The organism is Bradyrhizobium roseum (genome assembly GCF_030413175.1).
In the GTDB taxonomy this organism is placed as follows: domain Bacteria; phylum Pseudomonadota; class Alphaproteobacteria; order Rhizobiales; family Xanthobacteraceae; genus Bradyrhizobium; species Bradyrhizobium roseum.
Genome location: NZ_CP129212.1, coordinates 4,821,352 through 4,840,077, shown reverse-complemented (window position 1 = coordinate 4,840,077; position 18,726 = coordinate 4,821,352). Strand labels below are relative to the sequence as shown.

12 protein-coding genes are annotated in these 18,726 nt (G+C 62.2%); 10 read left to right on the top strand and 2 right to left on the bottom strand.

From position 1 onward, the window contains the following. Positions 1-19: 19 nt before the first annotated feature. From phnD to QUH67_RS22985, 4 genes are read left to right on the top strand one after another with little or no spacing between them, the layout of a single operon-like run. On the top strand, positions 20-892 hold the full coding sequence (phnD, locus tag QUH67_RS23000; protein WP_300941493.1) for a phosphate/phosphite/phosphonate ABC transporter substrate-binding protein: 873 nt from the start codon (positions 20-22) through the stop codon (positions 890-892). Between the two features lie 2 nt (positions 893-894). Next, positions 895-1,701 carry a phosphonate ABC transporter, permease protein PhnE gene (gene phnE, locus QUH67_RS22995; protein WP_300941491.1) on the top strand — a complete coding sequence of 269 codons (807 nt, stop codon included), beginning with the start codon at positions 895-897 and terminating at the stop codon, positions 1,699-1,701. 10 nt (positions 1,702-1,711) lie between these two features. Next, positions 1,712-2,725, top strand: coding sequence for an NAD(P)-dependent oxidoreductase (locus tag QUH67_RS22990; protein ID WP_300941490.1), 1,014 nt, complete (start codon positions 1,712-1,714; stop codon positions 2,723-2,725). A gap of 1 nt (position 2,726) precedes the next feature. Next, entirely contained in the window at positions 2,727-3,605 is an 879-nt protein-coding gene (locus QUH67_RS22985) for a LysR family transcriptional regulator (protein ID WP_300941488.1), read from the top strand. 1,231 nt (positions 3,606-4,836) lie between these two features. Here the strand turns inward: QUH67_RS22985 and QUH67_RS22980 are convergent. Both QUH67_RS22980 and QUH67_RS22975 read right to left on the bottom strand, forming a co-directional pair. After that, positions 4,837-6,501 (bottom strand): recombinase family protein, encoded by a 1,665-nt coding sequence (locus QUH67_RS22980; RefSeq protein ID WP_300941486.1) that lies wholly within the window; start codon positions 6,499-6,501, stop codon positions 4,837-4,839. Between the two features lie 37 nt (positions 6,502-6,538). Further along, on the bottom strand, positions 6,539-6,787 hold the full coding sequence (locus QUH67_RS22975) for a hypothetical protein (RefSeq protein ID WP_300941485.1): 249 nt from the start codon (positions 6,785-6,787) through the stop codon (positions 6,539-6,541). A gap of 479 nt (positions 6,788-7,266) precedes the next feature. On the opposite strand from QUH67_RS22975, the gene QUH67_RS22970 reads away from it, so the two are divergent. The 6 genes from QUH67_RS22970 (at position 7,267) to trbB (ending at position 18,725) form a co-directional block, all read left to right on the top strand. Next, positions 7,267-9,990, top strand: coding sequence for a hypothetical protein (locus QUH67_RS22970; protein WP_300941484.1), 2,724 nt, complete (start codon positions 7,267-7,269; stop codon positions 9,988-9,990). Between the two features lie 1,533 nt (positions 9,991-11,523). After that, positions 11,524-13,491 carry a relaxase/mobilization nuclease RlxS gene (gene rlxS, locus QUH67_RS22965; RefSeq protein WP_300941482.1) on the top strand — a complete coding sequence of 656 codons (1,968 nt, stop codon included), beginning with the start codon at positions 11,524-11,526 and terminating at the stop codon, positions 13,489-13,491. Between the two features lie 143 nt (positions 13,492-13,634). Then, positions 13,635-14,777: a nucleotidyltransferase family protein gene (locus QUH67_RS22960; RefSeq protein WP_300941480.1), complete on the top strand. Its 1,143-nt coding sequence runs from the start codon at positions 13,635-13,637 to the stop codon at positions 14,775-14,777. Positions 14,778-15,155: 378 nt separating this feature from the next. Then, on the top strand, positions 15,156-17,183 hold the full coding sequence (locus tag QUH67_RS22955; protein ID WP_300941478.1) for a conjugal transfer protein TraG: 2,028 nt from the start codon (positions 15,156-15,158) through the stop codon (positions 17,181-17,183). Then, entirely contained in the window at positions 17,183-17,749 is a 567-nt protein-coding gene (locus QUH67_RS22950; RefSeq protein WP_300941476.1) for a CopG family transcriptional regulator, read from the top strand. The genes QUH67_RS22955 and QUH67_RS22950 overlap by 1 nt, the downstream gene beginning before the upstream one ends. Next, positions 17,742-18,725: a P-type conjugative transfer ATPase TrbB gene (gene trbB / locus QUH67_RS22945; protein WP_300941474.1), complete on the top strand. Its 984-nt coding sequence runs from the start codon at positions 17,742-17,744 to the stop codon at positions 18,723-18,725. The genes QUH67_RS22950 and trbB overlap by 8 nt, the downstream gene beginning before the upstream one ends. The last annotated feature ends 1 nt before the right edge of the window (position 18,726 follow it).

Below are 18,726 nucleotides of genomic sequence, written 5' to 3'. Positions count from 1 at the left end.
ATAAGAACGGAGAAATGAGATGATCAACCGCCGCAATTTCCTCGCCGCATCGGCCGCGACCGGCTTCTGCGCGTTCGCCGGCCCCGCATTTGCCGCCGACAAGACCAACCCCGACAAGCTGCGGATCGCGCTGCTTCCGGACGAGAACGCGTCGACGATCATTCAGAACGCCCAGCCGCTCAAGAAATACCTCGAGGAGGTGCTCAAAAAGCCCGTCGAGATCATTGTCACCACGGACTATTCGTCGATGATCGAGGCGATGCGGTTCGGACGCATCGAGGTCGGCTATTTCGGCCCGTTCTCCTACGTGCTCGCCAAGTCGAAAGCGCCGGAGATCGAACCGTTCGGTGTCGGCGTCGAGAAGGGCAAGCCCAACTACCAGTCGATCCTGATCGCCAACGCCGATGGTCCGGTAAAGGAATTGCCAGATATCAAGGGCAAGCCGTTCGCCTTCGGCGATCGGGCTTCGACGTCGAGCCATCTGGCACCCCGCGCCCTTCTCGCCAAACAGGGGCTGATCGGCGATTCCGATTACAAGGTCGTCCATCTCGGTCAGCACGATGCGGTGGCGCGTGCCGTCGCTGCCGGGCAGGTGCCCGCGGGGGCGTTGTCCGAATCCATCTATCGGGTCCTCGTCGAAACCAGGAAGATCGATCCGGCCAAACTCAGGCAGCTCGCATTGTCCGAACCGATTCCGAATTATCCAATGACGGTGCAAGGCTTTTTGAAACCCGAGCTCAAGGACGCTATCAAACGGGCATTTCTGGACCTGAAGGATCCGGTCATCCTCAAGCTTTTCCGCGTCGAAGCCATCGCGGCGGCAACGGATAAGGACTACGACGTGCTGCGCGACATGGCCAATGTGCTCCAGCTCGACGTCGCCAAGCTCTGAAAATGAGATCCGCTTCACCCCCATTTGACACCATTCTCGCCGATCAGCGCCGGGCCGCCCTGCGCGGGACCGGCCTCGTCGGCCTGATCGTTGCCGCCTGCGTCGTGGCGCTGGCGGCCACCGGCTTCTTCGATGCGCAGCGCTTTCTAGAGAGCGGGCCTGCGATCGCCACGCTGGCCTCCGAAATGGTGCCGCCCGATTTCAGCCGGTGGCAGTCCTGGCTGCGCCCGCTGCTGGATACGCTCGCGATGTCGATCGCGGGGACCGCGCTCGCCGTGGTGTTCTCCCTTCCGCTCGCGCTGTTGGCTGCTCCCAACACCAGCCCGCATCCGGCCGTTTATCTGGCGGTACGGACACTGCTCGCCTTTCTGCGCTCGGTGCCGGAGATCATCCTTGGCGTTCTCTTTGTCGCCGCGGTGGGCTTCGGCGCACTGCCCGGCGTGCTTGCACTGGCGCTGCATTCGGTCGGCATGGTCGGAAAATTTTACGCGGAGGCGATCGAGCACGTCGATCCAAAGCCGCTGGAAGCGGCGCGTGCGGCCGGCGCCACCCCGATGCAGGTCATCCAGCATGCGGTTCTGCCGCAGGTGCTGCCGCAGCTTACCGACGTCACGATCTATCGCTGGGAATATCATTTCCGGGCGTCCGCCGTGCTCGGCATCGTCGGCGCGGGCGGTATCGGTTTTGAATTGATCTCGGCGCTTCGGCTGCTGAACTATGATCAGGTTTCGGCCATCTTGCTTTCGATCCTCGCCTGCGTCGTGATCGTCGATAGCGTCGGCGCTTACTTGCGAAAATCGCTCAAGTGACCGTGCCGCGATGACAGAATTGCCTCTCGTCGTCCTGACCAATCGGGTTTTCCCGCAGACGCGCGCCGCCTTCGAGGGCGTCGCGCGTGTCGTCGCAAACGAGCAGTCAGAGCCATGGAGCCACGATCAGGTAATCGAGCGCTGCCGCGAAGCGGCCGGGCTCATGGCGTTCATGACCGATTGCGTCGATCGCGACTTTCTCGATCAATGCCCAAACCTGAAAGTGATCGGCGCCGCCCTGAAGGGCTACGACAACATCGATGTCGAGGCCGCAAGCGAGCGCGGCATCCAGGTGACGATCGTGCCGGACCTGCTCACCGAGCCGACGGCCGAGCTGGCAATCGGGTTGATGATTGCGCTCGGGCGGCACGTTCCTGCCGGCGATGCCGGCATTCGGGCATCGGGCTTTGCGGGCTGGCGACCTCAGCTTTACGGAACCGGTATCCGCAATTCGACGGTAGGGATCGTCGGCTTCGGCCTGGTCGGTCGCGCCATCGCGCGCCTGCTCTCCGGGTTCGGCTGCCGCATCGTCGCGTTCGATGCAAATCCGTTCGAAGCTCCCGGTATCGAGGCGGCTTCGTTCGAGAACGTGCTGAAGCTGGCCGACATCGTCGTGCTGGGCCTGCCGCTGACCGAAGCCACGACCGGCTTGATCGACGCAGAAGCGATCGGCCGGATGCGCCACGGCGCGCTGCTCGTCAACCCCGCGCGGGGCTCTCTGGTCGATGAAGCCGCCGTGGCCGACGCGCTCGATAGCGGCCATCTCGGCGGATATGCCGCCGATGTTTTCGAATGCGAGGACTGGGCGCGGCCGGGCCGGCCCGGAGCAATCGACGCAAGATTGACCAGGCCCGGTGCTCGAACCGTGTTGACGCCCCATATCGGATCGGCGGTGATGTCGGTGCGGCGCGAGATCGAGTTGTCCGCGGCTACCAGCATCACCGAGGCCCTGGCCGGCAAGGTGCCTGCCGGGGCCGTCAACAGACCCACGCGCCAAACAAGTATTCCTGCATTGACCAAATGAAATGCTGAATCTGACCCATGCCCGTTCGTTCGTGACCGTGATCGCAACGCGGGGCGTTCGGGCGGCCGCGCGCCAACTTGATCTGGCGCCTTCCACCATCGTGGAGCACATCCGCCAGCTGGAGGAGGTTCTGGCTGCACCTCTGGTGGTACGCCGGCGTGGCGGCGCCTTGCCGACGGATCAAGGCGCGCGTTTCCTTCCGCTAGCGCGCTCGCTGGTAGAGACGGCCGGACGAGTGCGCAGCCTGATTCATCTTCCCGCACTACGCGTGGCCGCATCTAGCAACGTCGGCACCTATTTGCTGCAGCCTCACATCGCAGCCTTTCGGCAAAGTGCTCGCATTCCGGTCGAACAATGGATTGGCTCGAACTCGGATGTCGTCGCCCGGCTCGAACGAGGCGAGGCTGACCTAGCCGCCATGGAATGGTGGGATGGAAGGCCGGGCTTCACCACGCGCACCTGGAGGCGGGAGCCGCTCGTTGTCATTGTCGGACCCGGTCACCGCTGGGCCCGACTTGGGTCCGTGTCTGTGACTGCGCTGCAAGGCGAGCCACTTCTCGGCGGTGAATCCGGTACCGGCACTGGTTATCTTCTGCGCCGGCAACTCGGACCGCTGGCGAAATCTCTCGCGATCGTCGACGGTTTCGGCAATACCGAGGCTGTCAAGCGGGCGGTCCGCGCCGGCTACGGTTCGTCGATCGTCATGGAAGCCTCTGTTGCCGACGAAGTCGCAACTGCGCAGCTTGTCGCGCTTCGTATTGAAGGCGTCGAACTCGCCAAGGAGATCAAACTGATCGTTCCCGAGGCTTTGCCGCCTACGGCTCCGGCGATGGCGATGTTCGAGGCGTCGCGGCTCTGGGGACGCGACTTGGCCATTTAGCCGAGTCGCTGCCCGGTGGTACCGGAGCAGCGAGGACCTTGGGCCGGCATTGAATTGAGAGCGCACGGTGTTGATCAACCAGGAGAACGTCGGTCGTTCTTTGAAACCATCAGCGGGATACCGACAAGTCTCCGAGACTGCGACCGTGCCAGACCTCGCTGCGCGAGGTCGCGCGCGTGCTGAAGCCGGGCGGCCGTCTGGGACTGCCCTTCACCAGCGTGTCGCCGTGACCGCAGCCGATCTCCAAAACAGCGGCGGCGTGTGTCGCCCGAGGGGGCGTTCTCGCGGGGATCGACTTCTCGTGGCTGACGCACCGCCATGCAATCCGCCGTCACCGCGCCTTGGTGGCTGAAGGCCGCCTCGAGTTCCACTTCCAATCGAGTGACAAGCTGCCGTTCGCCGACGCGAGCTTCAACGAAGCTTATGCCGTCCATACGATCTACGTCTCTGGACCGCGCCGCTCGATCATTTGCGCGAGACGTGCCGCGTCCTGCGGCCCGCCGGTCGTTTCGTCCTCGGCTTCCGACCCGCCGAAGATCCCCGCTTCCAGCAGACATTTCCGACCGAAGTCTATCGCATCCGGCCCCAGGCCGAGGTCGTCGAGTTGGTCCGTGCGGCCGGCTTCAACGTCCTCAATGTAGTCGAGCGCATGCTACCCGGAAAACCAATGACTTTCGTCGTGGCAACAGTTGCGTTGGTGTGCCGGACGGGATGGATCGCGGTCTCGAGCTGCCGAGGTATCGGCAGCGCGAGTTAGCGGACAGCGGGTCCATATTACGGAAGCAATCAGACCGCCGCGAACATGGACAGACGTGCAACGACTTCGTCGATCTCGTCATCTGTGGTTTACCTTCCTAGGCTGAAGCGGAAGGCTCCCATTCCAACCCTCTCGGCGCCTTCATTGCCGCGTGTACGGACGACAGCTCGATCTGGCCCGAATGGCGCTGAGCCCGTCGATGTCGCCACATTGCGCAACTGGCTCAATATGTCGGCGCCAATCCTGCCGACGAACGACACGTTGAGGGTATTGGGCAAGTGATGCGAGTTATCACTACGTGCCCGGCTCGACTTTTGCCGCAGCACCCGACATGTCGCTCCTGGACCGCGTCGAGCGGGCGGGCCGATCGATTCCCGAGAAACTGCATCGCGGCTCGACCCGGACAACGGATGCTCCCTATCGCGAGACTGAAGCTGCCATCGGGCGGCGCACGATCTCTCTATCTGCGTTCCATCAGCGCCTCGCGCTGCCGTTCTTGGATTTTGACAGGCCCGGTCTCCCTTGCTTGTTCGGTCGCCCGCGCTTGGCTGACGCGGTTTGGCTGGAATGTGTCATTCTCACTTTGATGGCTCGGATTAGCTCGCCCACAGTGTCGACGCGCACGGCGTTGTGCTGCGCTAGGAGATTATCTGAGAGCGTAAGGTACGGTGCGGCCGCCTCCGCTGAGGCCAACAACACATAGTCTTGTATGGCATCGTTGGGATCGTTCAGCCGCAAGTAGACGCAGAGTCCGGGTCGTTCCTTCCGCAGGTGGGCTCTCCACCGCGAAGCGTGGCCTGGCGTTCTCTTCGCTAGTTTTCGGACCACCTGAAATGAGACGACCTTGCTTCTTCCATTCTTCCGCAGCGCTGTACCGTCGTCGGTGAGCATCAACCGAAGCCCGAGATCTGTGTGCAACGCCTCGGCCACCTCGGAAGCGAGCTTTGACAAAACCTTGCACCATTGCTCGCGCGCGTCAAACCATCCGCAGTCTCGCGAACCTGCATAGCCGATGAGCTTGTAGGCGTTTCTGATCGAACCAAAACGCTTGACGTAGCATGCGGGTGAGGGAAGCCCGGACGTGCTCTTGATAATGCTGGAGCTAAGCTTACCGTTGCGGGCAAGGGCAAGGCGGAGTCTGCGCAACATCTGGTCGTCCGGGATCGAGATGTATCGCTCGGCCATGATGTTTTGAGCGCGCTCAAAGAGGTCGGCATCAACAACTGGAGCCACTGCCGAAGAAGTTCGAATCCACAAATCGTGAGGGTTGTTCACTTGCTTCTGTCCGAGGCGCCGGGACGTGCGGTTGTAGACTAGGTTGCCGATATAGTTTTCGTTCTTAAGGATGTGGTGGACCATGAGATAGGACCAAGGACGCCCATGGTGATTGGGAATGTTCGTTCGATTGAGTTGCCGTGCAATCTCAACGTCGGTTTTTCTCTCAATGACGAACTGCCGGAATATCGACCTGACGACCGCCATTTCCTCGTCTGACCCGAGCCGGAGCCGCACACGATCGGTTTTCAATGCCTTGTACTCGCCCTTTCTCAAGCGGCCTTTCGAGTGTTGCTCCTCATCGACCATCTCCCGGCTGAGTCCAAACGTGAGCGGGCCCCCGACACGATAGCCGAGGCCGGCCATTCGGCAGTGGCCAGTATGAACCTTAACGCCGAGCTCCCTGCTGAACTCGGCCGCCATCACTCGCTTGATGTTTTTTATTATGCTTGAAAGAAGACTGCCGTCATTTTCGAATTGCTCAGCGCAGTAGGCGACCTTTACGCCGTTGCGCTTGCAAATAAACTCGTAGTGCGCACTTTCGTCGACATCTTGGAAGCGTCCCCATCGGCTGATGTCGTAGACGAGAACGTGGTCGAAGTCCGCGTTTCCCGATTGTACATCCTTGATGAGTTCGGTTAGACCCGGCCGTCGATTGATCCGTACTCCGCTGCGTCCCAGATCTGCATAAGTCCGCACGATCTTGAGATTTCGCTGCTGCGCGTATTCCGCGATCGCGGCAGCCTGGTTCTGCGTCGAGTAGCGTTGAAGCTCCGTCGACATGCGCACATACTGCGCCGCTCGAAGCGCCTTCTCGGGTTTTGCCAGTTGTGTGTTGCGGCGAATAACGAGTGCATTGACCATGATCAACGCTCCGCAATGCAGCCGGGACGTTTCGTCTTTAAGCGTGCCCCCCGGAGGGCTTGCCCGAGGCTTCTATCTCACGAAGAACCGCCGCGATGCCGTCAGCGCAAACTTCGACAAGCTTCGGTTCCGCAATGCCTAGATTTGCGATGCCCCTTGCAATTGAGTTGGACGCAAGCTGCAACGCGGCGCCGCGTTGATCTTTGGGAAGTTCTGCAATCTTCATTGCCGTGCGGTGCACGAGCCCTGTCAGCGCTTCGTAGGCCGCTTTTTGATCTGGCGTCATGACGCGCATCCGGTGACCTTGACGATATTCAATCGCAACCGCAGAGCGAGAGCAAGCCTCATGGGTTCGAGTTGTTGCTGAATGGGACTCGCGCATTCTTCAAGTGTGCCAATTCGGCACGCTGTTCACTGAACCGGTCGTGCCCCATTGCTGCAGACCAGAGGCCGGCTGGCCGCCGTCCACGGCTGATCCTGGTGCAGGGTGTCTGACCGGACGTCGACCATTCGGGGACGGCACCAGCCGCTCGAGCACTGGATATTGGGAGCGTCGGTACGTTCTTCGCCAACCGTCTGTGATCTACATTACTGAATTCATTTCGTTGGATCGGCACAACATCGCGCCATAAGGCCCAAGCTTCGGCATGAAGCCGGCGCGGGCACCATTGCAAATAGCTCTGTTCGATTTGTCCGGTTGTTTGCCACGTCTCGCGACAGGACAACCGACCGACGACAACACCATGAAGGGAGACGCATTTGGGAGTGGAACTAACCAGCTCAACGAACGCCTCCGTCAATCAGACGTCCAAAAACCCGTCTTCTGCTGCCACTGCAGCACAATCGGCGTTTGGCAATGCTCTCAATGAGGCGGTCAGCACCGCTGGAGACGGGTCTCCGCCGCGCGATCTGCCCGCCGGCCAGCTCGGCTTCAGCCAGCTGGTGGAAGACATTGACAAAACCAAGGAGTGGATATCGCGCCAGACAACCTCCTCGCCCGAGATGGACCGGAATACCGAGAGGCTGCAGGAGTTGCAGTCGGAGCTGACGAAGCGCCAGGACGGCATGCGCAAGGCAGGCAGCGCGCCAAAGGGCAAGGCAACGAGCAAGGGCCCTGCTCGGGAACAGGCGTCGTCGGACGCAATGCCACGTATGCTGCGCGAGCGCACCAGCATCCAGTACGGGAGCCCCAATGAGGCACGGGCTGAGCTAGACCGCATCGCCGCCTGGCTGCAACGCAGCGATGTCAGTCCTTCCGACCGACGCCTGCTGCAGACCGAACTCGATAATCTGGCACCGCAGTTCGAACAGGGGCGCCAGCAGCAAGCTGAGGAACGGCGCACCCAAGTCATCACGCAGGCCTTGGCGCCGTCGTCCGGCCTCTCTGATGCCAAGGCGCAGGTGTTGGACTCGCTCCGCCGCATCGATGGCATCGTTGCTCTGCCGGATCGACCAGGATACTTCGCCCTTATGCGGGGCAGCGAGCAGATCGTGCTGACGAGTCAAGAAGTCGCCCAGCTGCGCACCAACGCTGGGAAGTCGCTGGACACCGCGGCGAAGCAAGCACGCGGCCTCAACGAGACGACGTTCGGACGGCTCAACGACCACATGAAATTGAACTACGAGGAGCAACCTTACGTCGGCTTTGCCGTCAGCGTCGTCTGCGGCGAGGAGCCTGTCGAACTGTACGACCGTGTCCAGCCGATGGTTGCGACGTCGAACTCGACGCTGACGAGATATCGCCAGCAATCCGAAGCAGGCGCGCCGCTGGCCAGTCGCGCCGCCATACTGCTGGAGGGTGTCGAGGGCGCCGAGCATGCGCGCGTCACGCTGGATAAAGGTGTCGATCGGGCTGTGGGCGCCGCCGGCGACATCGTGACCGGACTGAAGGTCACACGCGACCTCTCATTCGCGGTCTCGCTGAGCATCGGCGCCGTCGTGGCAGCGCCGGTCGTGGCCGCGGGCGTCGGCGCTGGCGGACTTGGCTTGACCGGTGCGGGCGCTGTCGCCGCTACTGGCGTAGGAACCGGCACCGTGGTTGGTGCAGGAGGTTTTGCTTTGCGCGGCAGCTCGGCGGCAGTAGGGGAGCTGGCGGCCGGACATTCGCGCGAGCAAGCCCTTTCTGTCGGCTGGCAGGAAGGCAAGCGGGGTGCGAAAGAAGGCTTTGTCAGTGGGGTGGGCGGCGGGGTCGGACTGTCGACCGGCCGCGCGCTGGGGCTCGGTGCCCAACAGCTCAGCCGCGCACAGACCGTCGCGCGCAGTATGGCGGCTGGAAGCGGCGGCGGCGGCAGCAGCGAGCTGGCGCGCGGGATAATTGAACAACGCGGTGTGGTCGATATCCTCAAGAGGACCGGCGAAGGACTCGTGCTGGGCGGCGCTGGTGGATCGATCGGCGGCGCCAGTTCGACGATATCCAATCCGGTTCTGCGGCAGACCGCCGCCATCGGCGGCGACGTCGGGTTGAATGCTGGTGTCGCCTATGCCGAGACCGGCAGCCTGCGCGAAGCCGCGCTGGCCGGTGCCAACTCGATCGCGGTCTCCGGTGGCGTGGCGGCCGCCCGCCAGCATCCAACTGGAACCAGCACCGGCGAAAGGTGGGCTGCCGACGTCGGTAAGTCAGCCAAACGTGAGGCCGTCAACCTTGCTGCTTCTGCGATGCTCGGAATGGCTGACGTTCCGGCTTTGCGCGGAACTGGTGCCGCTCCTGGCGCGGTGATCGGCCAGCCCCTATCCGGCGGTCGCATGATCACCGAAGCGCCGACAAGGCCTGTGACGTCAACGAATGAGGGGCCTGTCAAGGCCGCAGAGGTCGCGCAGGCTGGCTCTAACGCAGCAGCAGACCGGGGGCAGACTGCCACGCAAACAACCCAACCCACGACACATGCCGAACAGACGGCCGCCTCGCAGGCAACGCAACCGTCGTCCACTGCCCGGATCGCTGGGCCGGAAGTGTTTGCAGAAATTTCGGCTGAATTAGGTCTCGGCACTCCCGCGCAAAGCACGCTACCCGGCGTGCGAGGCGCCGTGGCGGATGCGGCAGCGGCCGGGCTCATCGGACACCAAGGCGCGCCGGGCACCGTCGACGTAGCTTTCCAGGCGCACGGCTCAGCGTCGGACGTGCGCGGCCAGTATGGAGTTACGGGCGCGCAGCGCCAATCAGCACACATCAATGCAACTGCTTTCGTCCGAACAGCGCCGGGCTATAGCCGGTCGGCCGCGCCGACGCTGCTGCTTAACGCGTCGACTCACCGCGCGTTCGATAATCACTGGAAGCAATGGGCGATGGCACAGCGGAGAGCCGGTCGTACCGATTGCTCGATCTCCGAGATGCGCTCGGCCATGCATGCGGCCATAGACAACATTCCCAATCTTTCACCAAAAGTCCGAGGCACTATGGCGTGGCGACTCGATCTGGAAATCCATGAGCTTGGCCTCGCGGACGGTGATCGTGTGCCGCTGCCATACAGCAACGTCAGACCAACACAATGACGATGCGCTCAACCGGCATGACGGAGTTAAGGCGTTACTCTTTGGTGTGGTGGATCGCGACGCAAGCGCCGTGGATGTAGCACCAAAACTGATATCGCGAGCCGCGCACCGCCGCACTTGAGGTGCGCGGATGGTTCTGCCCGTCAATGTCGGTCCCGCTCGTCGCCACGATTTCACGGCTTTGGCGGGGTTATACTTATCCGCTCAGGTGGCCGGGTTGAATGGATAGCAACCGGAGCACAGAACGAATCCAGAAGGTTCATGCTGTTTCCGTGCTGCTCGGAACTGTTGGCACCCTGGGGTAACCGCTTGAAATTGTTGGTAGCGGTTCGCAGCATGCGGCAGCACGAATTCCAGTAAGAGAACAAAACGATTTTGCGCTAAGTATCTGTATTGAATGATCTATAGTTGGCGATCCCAGCAGATTTACAACGGTTGAGCAAAATCAACCGCTTGGCCCGGCTAACACCCCTCAATGTGCACTATACGTTTTCGGGGGGCATGCGCGAGTGGCTAACATGGTCGAGGTCGCGAGAGGGAAGGGACTACTGCCCCGGCTGGCGCTCATGTGAAGTGTTCGGGGGCGCGTCGAGCCGGGCAACTCGGCGGGCTCGGTGCCGTGGTCAAATCCGTGAGCGCGGCGAGCCGATGATGCCCGTCGATGAAATGCAGCCGGCCCCTATCGCGCATTGCCAGCGCAGGTTTGGCGAAGGCTCCGTTTCGAGAGTGTACTGAAACGGGCGACGGTACTGTCCCTTTTCGACGTCGCTCGCGGTGTTCGCATAGATCGGATCAGAGACGGCCGCGATCCTTTGTTGCGTGGCATCGGAGAGCTACGCACGGCTTAAAGCGTCGCAGGTCGCCGGCAGACCTTGACCGCAGCTCGCGCACGAGCTTGGACACTGGAGCCTGTCGGCTGAACTGCCGATTTTCTACATCATACGACCGCGGCTTGCTGCCTGCCCTGGGTCAAAGCTGACGGCGTCCGGCCATAAGACGGTGGTCCACCATCGTGGCATAAGCAGACAAGCCGCTTAGCATGCGTGGCTTTTTCGCTATCGCTCATCGAGCGGTGCTTATTTCAGAAATTCGGAAACCCTGACAAGTAAATATAGATACCCGGCCGGCGCCCGTTCGCGTCCGTGATGAAGGTGCCGCGTGGATCCTGGGTCTTGACGTAGCCGCGGGATCGTTGTCCCAGCGCATGCCTGCCTCGCACGGCCCGCGCATGTTCTAGTGCTCGTGCTGGAAGCCCATCGCTGGCTCTCCTGTCTACGCGAGCCTGTTCAATGACGAGGAGACGGCTTCACGGTGATCTAGTCGCGGTTGCGCGAGAATGGCGCCTATGACGCATACCGGGAAGCCCAGTCCGGATGGCAGCCTCGGAGATGGCACAGGAGTTTGTGTGCAAACCGCCGGTTGATTGCCGCTAACGGAGCCGCTGTGCATTGGCGCAAATAGCGAAATATGTCTGCGTCTTGCGGCACGGTGAGAGAGTACGCACATGCTCAAGCACGATCTTGGAGGGCGGCAGTGTCGGACACCGACGATGAACTCAGGGTCAGGCTCGGGCGCATCGGCAACCGCCGCGAACGCAAGGCCGTTGGCTACCTCGGACGTGTGCGCAAGCTCGCGGCGAAGGCTGGCGCCGCGCGGCCGCGTCGTAGCGCGGACTTCAGCGGCTCGCGGATCGGCCGCGGTCATGCCCAAGGAACGGTTTCCGCGAGCCGACGTCCGGCGGGGGCACGCCGCGTGGTCGTCAAGGCGCGCATTGTCCGTATCAAGTCCGGCGAAGGCGGCGCCGTCAGGGCTCATCTGCGCTATGTGCAGCGCGACGGCGTGACCCGTGAAGGCAAGCCGGGCGAGCTGTATGATGCCGGCAGTAGCCAGGCCGATGGCGGGGCATTCGCGCAGCGAGGTGAGCAGGATCGCCACCAGTTCCGGTTCATCGTCGCTCCCGAAGACAGTGCTGAGATGACCGAGCTCAGGCCTTTCGTGCGGGACCTGATGCGACAGATGGAGGCCGACCTCGGCACCCGGCTGGATTGGGTGGCGGTCGATCACTTCAACACGGGTCACCCCCACAGCCATATCGTGGTGCGCGGCAAGGACGAGGGGGGCAAGGATCTTGTGATCGCACGCGACTACATCGCCCATGGCATGCGCGCGCGCGCCAGCGAACTTGTTACCCGCGAGCTGGGCCCGGAGAGCGAACTGGGCGCATTGCGAAAGCTCGAAAACGAAGTCGGCGCCGAGCGGTTCACCCGGCTTGATCGCGCCATACTGCGGGAGGTGGATGGTGAAACCTTCCGACTCACCGCCAGACTGCAGAGTGATCCGCGACAGGACGCCATGCGCATGGGGCGGTTGCGAACGCTGGAGCAGATGGGCCTGGCCGAGGAGACCGCGCCCGGCGTCTGGCGGGTCATGCCGGAGATGGAGCCGACGCTGCGGCGGATGGGCGAGCGGGGCGACATCATCAAGACGATGCATCGCGATCTCGCCGCCGCAGGAATTCACCGCGCGGCCGCTGACCATGTGATCTTCGACGGACAAGCCGGCGTCGCGCGGATAACCGGGCGGCTGGTCGCGGAAGGGATCTCTGACGAGTTGCACGACCGCCGGTATGTGATCGTGGATGGGATCGACGGGCGAACGCATTACGCCGATCTCGGCGTACGGCAAGCCGCCGACGAACCCCTGATCCGAAATACGATCGTCGAGGTTCGCGCGCGCGACGTCAGCCCACGCAACGTCGATCGAACCATCGCTGACGTCGCTCGCCGCAACCACGGCGTCTATAGTACGGAACTGCATCTAGCCTTCGATCCGAAGGCTTCCCGGGAATATATTCAGGCGCATGTTCGCCGGCTGGAAGCCATGCGGCGGCAAGGTCTGGTCGAGCGCTCTGCGAGCGAGGACTGGTCCGTTGGTGCGGACCATCTTGAGCGCGCAACCCGGTTCGAGGCCGCGCAGCGATCGCGCAACCCCGCGCGGATCAACGTGCTGTCCTGGCAGAGCCTTGGCGAACTGCCCGGCGCGTCTGGCGCGACCTGGCTCGATCGGCAACTCGTTGCCAGGTCGCCGGAGGTGATCGCGTCGACCGGGCCGGGATCGGAGTTTGAGGGGGCGCTTCGTTTGCGACGGCAATGGTTGCTGGAGCAGGGCCTTGCGCGCGAGCAGGGCGGACGGATTGCGTACGCGCGCAATCTGCTCCAAACGCTGGAGCGGCGGGAGCTGGCCGAGGTCGCGGTGCGCATGACGCGCGAGACCGGTCTTGATTACACCGAGACCAAGCCGGGCGATCGGGTCACCGGCACCTATCGCCGCATGCTGACCCTCAGCAGCGGTCGCTTCGCGCTGATTGAGCGCGCGCGTGATTTCAATCTCGTGCCCTGGCGGCCAGTGCTTGAGCGGGCCAAGGGGCAGGCGGTCACCGGCGTCGTCGGCGGCGAAGGGATCTCCTGGTCGATCGGAGTGAAGCGCGGCTTGGGCTTATAATTCGCTGCCGTGATAATTAATACGGGCAAGGTGTTGATATTTAAGGGATTATACTATTTTAGCGATATTAGTATAACGTAGCTTGCAATAGGGTTCCAGGAGTTATACTATTCTTGCGAAAATAGTATATCGGACTGTCCGACATGGCTACTGCAAAGCGCCTCGATGTCACCTACCAGACGCTCTATTCCGAATTGGTCCAGCGCAGCCTCGACGAGAGCTTCACCTCGGAGTTTTCCTCCAACGGCCGGTTTGTGGCCGTGGAGGTCAAGGGCAAGAAATACTGGTACTTCGATTCTCCCAAGCCCGAGGGCGGCCCGCAGGACCGCCGCTACGTCGGTCCGGTTGACGATCCCGAAATCACCAAAAGGGTCGAGGCGTTCAAGGATTTGAAGGCCGACCTGAGAGGGCGCCGCCGTCTCGTCTCCACGCTGACGCGCGAGGCTTACCTGCCGCGTCCGCTGCCGATGGCAGGTCAGGTCGTGGAAGGCCTGGGAAAGGCCGGCTTCTTCCGCATGAGGGGCGTGCTCGTCGGCACCGTTGCCTACCAATGTTACTCGGCCGTTCTCGGGACGCGCCTTGACGCGACCGCCATGCAGACTGGCGATGCCGACTTTGCGCAATTCCACGAAATCTCGGTGGCCATCAAGGATTCCATACCACCCATTCTCGACGTGCTTAGACAGGTCGATCCGACCTTTCGCGAGATTCCGAGCCGGGTCGACGGCAGGGTCTCCACCCAGTTCGTCTCAAGGGACAAATTCAAGGTGGAATTCCTGACGCCCAATCAGTGGTCCGACGACCAGGCAGGCAAGCCCGTTCCGATGCCATCGCTGGGCGGAGCGGCCGCATTCCCGCTGCGTTTTCTCGACTACCTGATCTACGAGCCCATCCGCGCTGTGCTGCTGCACGGTCCCGGTGTGCCAGTCCTCATCCCGTCACCGGAGCGGTACGCCATTCATAAACTCATTGTCGGATCCCGCCGGAAGGAGGATCGCGACGCAACCGCCAAGAGCTCGAAGGACCGGCTTCAGGCCCGGTCAATGATCGAAGCGATGATCGCGAACCGGCAGCATGCCGATCTTGCTTCTGCTTTTACAGAAGCTTGGGACCGCGGCGATCAATGGAGAGCCGCAATCCGCACAAGCATCGCGATCTACGACGATGACTTCCAGAATTTGCTTCGAGCTGAACTTGCCAAGGGCGTAACCGAACTCGGCTCTAAGCTTGCCGATTACGATCTTGCCGACAAGCAAACCGATGCCGCGACGCTCCGCCCAAAATGACGCGGGGGTATGGTCCCGAGTATTCCGCGAGCTGCCAGCACCTTTCAAATAGGCTCAAGATCCAGGATTGCCGTGCTAGAATCGGAGGAACACCGGGGCATGGAGATCGCCGAGTCGCGATGTTCCGATCGGAATGCTCTGTGAGTCATCGTGCGTGCCAGTTCAATGCTGGAAGCGTGAGCCAACGTCGTCACACCATTGACAAGCTGTTGAAGTGTTTCCTGACATAGGCTGAAAACGTAGTGCGCATGATCACGTCAGGTCGCGTTTGATCAGCGTGGATTTCGTTGCGAAGCGCAAATTTTATTTCGATTGAATGTGCAGCGTTCTCGCCCTCTTCATTGCGCCGTTCACGTCGCGCTGTGAATGGGACCAAGAATGTTTCCGGCAAAAATCTACGTGGGACAGATCGCCGTCGTCTTCGGCCTCGTCGTTGCCTCTACATGGAGCGCGACGCAGTGGACGGCCAGCGCGCTCGGCTATCAGGACGGTCTAGGCTCGTCCTGGTTCACGCTGTCGGGCTATCCGGTTTATCTGCCGTGGCGGCTGTTCGAGTGGTGGTACGCGTACGAAGCGTACGCGCCCGAGATCTTCGAACGCGCCGGCGCTATGTCTGCCGGTGGAGGAATCGCAGGTGCGCTGTTTGCGGTCGTCAATTCCGTGTGGCGCGCCCGCCAAAATCAGCTGGTCACGACTTACGGGTCGGCCCGTTGGGCGACACATAAGGAGATCGCGGCCGCCGGCCTATTCCAAGCCAAAGGCGTTTTCCTTGGTCGCATCGATGGCGAATATCTCCGTCATGACGGTCCGGAACATGTGATGTGCTTTGCGCCAACGCGCTCGGGCAAGGGCGTTGGTCTGGTGCTGCCGACTTTGCTTTGCTGGACCTCGTCAGCCGTGGTTCACGACATCAAGGGCGAGAACTGGCACCTGACCGCCGGTTGGCGGTCGCGGTTTTCGCATTGCCTGTTGTTCGACCCGACAGACACCAGGAGCGCCCGGTACAATCCGCTGCTTGAGGTACGCAAGGGGGCTGTTGAAGTCCGGGACGTTCAGAACATCGCCGACATTCTGGTCGATCCGGAAGGCGCGCTTGAGCGTCGTACCCATTGGGAAAAAACCAGCCACGCGTTGCTTGTCGGGGTGATCCTTCACGTTCTCTACGTCGAGGAGAACAAGACACTCACCCGCGTCACCGAAATCCTTGCCGACCCCGCCCGGTCGTTCGAGAAGACATTGCGGCTCATGATGGCGACCAACCATCTTGGCACGAAGGAGGCACCGAAGGTTCATCCCGTGGTCGCGGCAACCGCGCGGGAATTGCTTAACAAGTCCGAGAATGAACGCTCCGGCGTGCTGTCGACTGCGGTAAGTTTCCTCGGCCTCTATCGGGATCCGACCATCGGCCGCAATACGGAGGCCTGCGACTGGCGGATTGCCGACCTCGTTACCGCCGACAGGCCAGTCACGCTCTATCTCGTGGTGCCGCCCTCCGACATCAGCCGCACCAAGCCCTTGATCAGGCTGATCCTCAATCAGATCGGCCGCCGCCTTACCGAAACCTTGAACACAGATGGCGGAGCGCCGAGGCGGCGGCAGCTGTTGATGATGCTCGACGAGTTCCCCGCGTTGGGGCGGCTTGATTTCTTCGAGAGCGCGCTGGCATTCATGGCGGGCTACGGCATCCGTGCCTACCTGATCGCGCAGTCGCTCAACCAGATCGCCAAGGCCTATGGCGAGAACAACGCCATCCTCGACAATTGCCATGTGCGGATCGCGTTTGCGGCCAATGATGAACGTACGGCCAGGCGCATCTCGGATGCACTCGGAACCGCCACGGAGCTCAGGGCGCAGCGAAACTATGCCGGCCATCGGCTCGCGCCCTGGCTCGGGCACGTCATGGTCAGCCGGCAGGAGACTGCACGGCCGCTGCTGACGCCAGGGGAGGTGATGCAACTCCCCCATGGCGAGGAAATCGTTCTCGTGTCAGGGCTTGCGCCTGTCCGCGCCCAGAAGCTGAGGCATTATGAGGACGCAAATTTCGCCACGCGGGTGCTTCCGGCGCCACGGCTCGCTAGCGGCTTCTATCCCGATTGCCCACCAACGAGACCTCATGATTGGCAGGATCAGCGAAGGCAAGTCGATCTTCGGACGGCAACGCTTCCGATACGTGAGCTGACGCAGGACTCCGAGGTGGAGGGTGGGCTCAAGCAGCAGCTGACTCCCTTTGATGAGCCGGCGCCTGGCATAGGCGAGATTTCTTCTGGCGAGGAACGCCTCTTCGAAGACGATTCCGACGCTGCCTCCGATCGCGACCAAATCCAGCGCGCCGCCAGTGGTCCGGCCACGGTTCGTCGCGCCCATGCGGTGACGCGCGACGACGACGATCTTCTTCCAGCTTTTTGATGGGCCAGGCGATGAAACCGAAACTATCCGTCTATCTCTCCGACCATGTTGCCGAACGCCTCGCGCTGGCGGCGAGCCGACCAGGAACCAACAAGTCGGCAATCGTCGATGCAGCACTCGATCGTTTTCTTAATCCGGAGCGCGATCCAAGCGGCGATGCAGCCCTGGTGCGGCGTCTCGACCGCATGAGCCGGCAGTTCGGCCAGATCGAGCGCGATCTCTCGATCACGGCTGAAACCATTGCGCTTTTTGTCCGCTACTACCTCACGATTACGCCGCCATTGCCGTCGGGCGACCAGGACGCCGCGCGGGCCCTGGGGCGCGAACGCTTCGAGATGTTCGTCGCACAGATCGGCAAACGCGTCGCCGCGGGTGGCCGGCTCGTGGCCGACGTGATGGAGCGGGTCAACAGCTTCAATCCTGATCTGTTCATGCGGAATCTGGAGGAGGGGGCGCCGCTGGGCCAGGCGACAGCCGCAACCCAAGCCGATTCCCGTGCCGTTAAGGCAACGGGTGAGCCGCCGGAGCATTCTCCGGAAGGACGAGAGGGGATCGGCAATGTCTGATCTCCTCTCGTCCGAGACCCGACAGCGTCGCCGCAACATGCTGCGGACCGCCATGGGGCCGGCAATCGCTTTGGCGCTCGATGAACCGGACGTGGTTGAAGTTCTGGTCAATCCCGATGGCCGGCTATGGCTCGATCGCCATGGTTCCGGGCGGGCCGACACCGGAGTGGTCCTGACACCCAGCGAGGCCGAGCGGATCATCCGTCTCGTTGCAAGTCACGTCCGCGCCGAGGCCAGCGGGTCGTTTCCGATCGTCTCGGCTGAACTGCCCGAAACCGGCGAGCGGTTCGAGGGGCTGTTGCCACCGGTGGCGCTTGCGGCCTGCTTTGCCATTCGCAAGCCCGCCACCACGACGTTCCGTCTGTCGGACTATGTCAAAGCGCAGATCGCGTCGCCCGCGATGGCCAGGATACTCAGCGAGGCGATTGCACAGGGGCGAAATATCCTGGTCGCTGGCGGGACCGGCTCGGGCAAGACCACGCTCGCCAATGCGCTGCTGGCCGAGCTCGCAGGTCTCGACCAGCGCGTCATCATCATCGAGGACACCCGCGAACTCAGGTGCGACGCCAGGGACGCGGTCGCGCTGAGGACTAAGCCCGGCGTTGCATCGCTTGCTGATCTCGTGCGCTCCACCCTGCGGCTGCGCCCCGACCGGATTGTCGTGGGTGAGGTCCGGGGAGCGGAAGCCCTCGACATGCTGAAAGCCTGGAACACCGGCCACCCCGGTGGGATCGCAACCGTACACGCGAACTCCGCGCGCGCGGCGCTCTATCGGATCGAGCAACTGGTCCAGGAAGCGGTAACGACCGTTCCACGCCGCCTGGTCGCCGAGGCGATCGATCTCGTGGTCTTCATCAAGGGGCGGGGTCCAGGACGCCGCATCGAGACAGCCGTTGAGGTCAGAGGTCTCGATCTTTCCGGCGACTATGTCCTGGAGATACCGCCCGGCCTGCCGAACCTCGTCAATCACCCCTGAA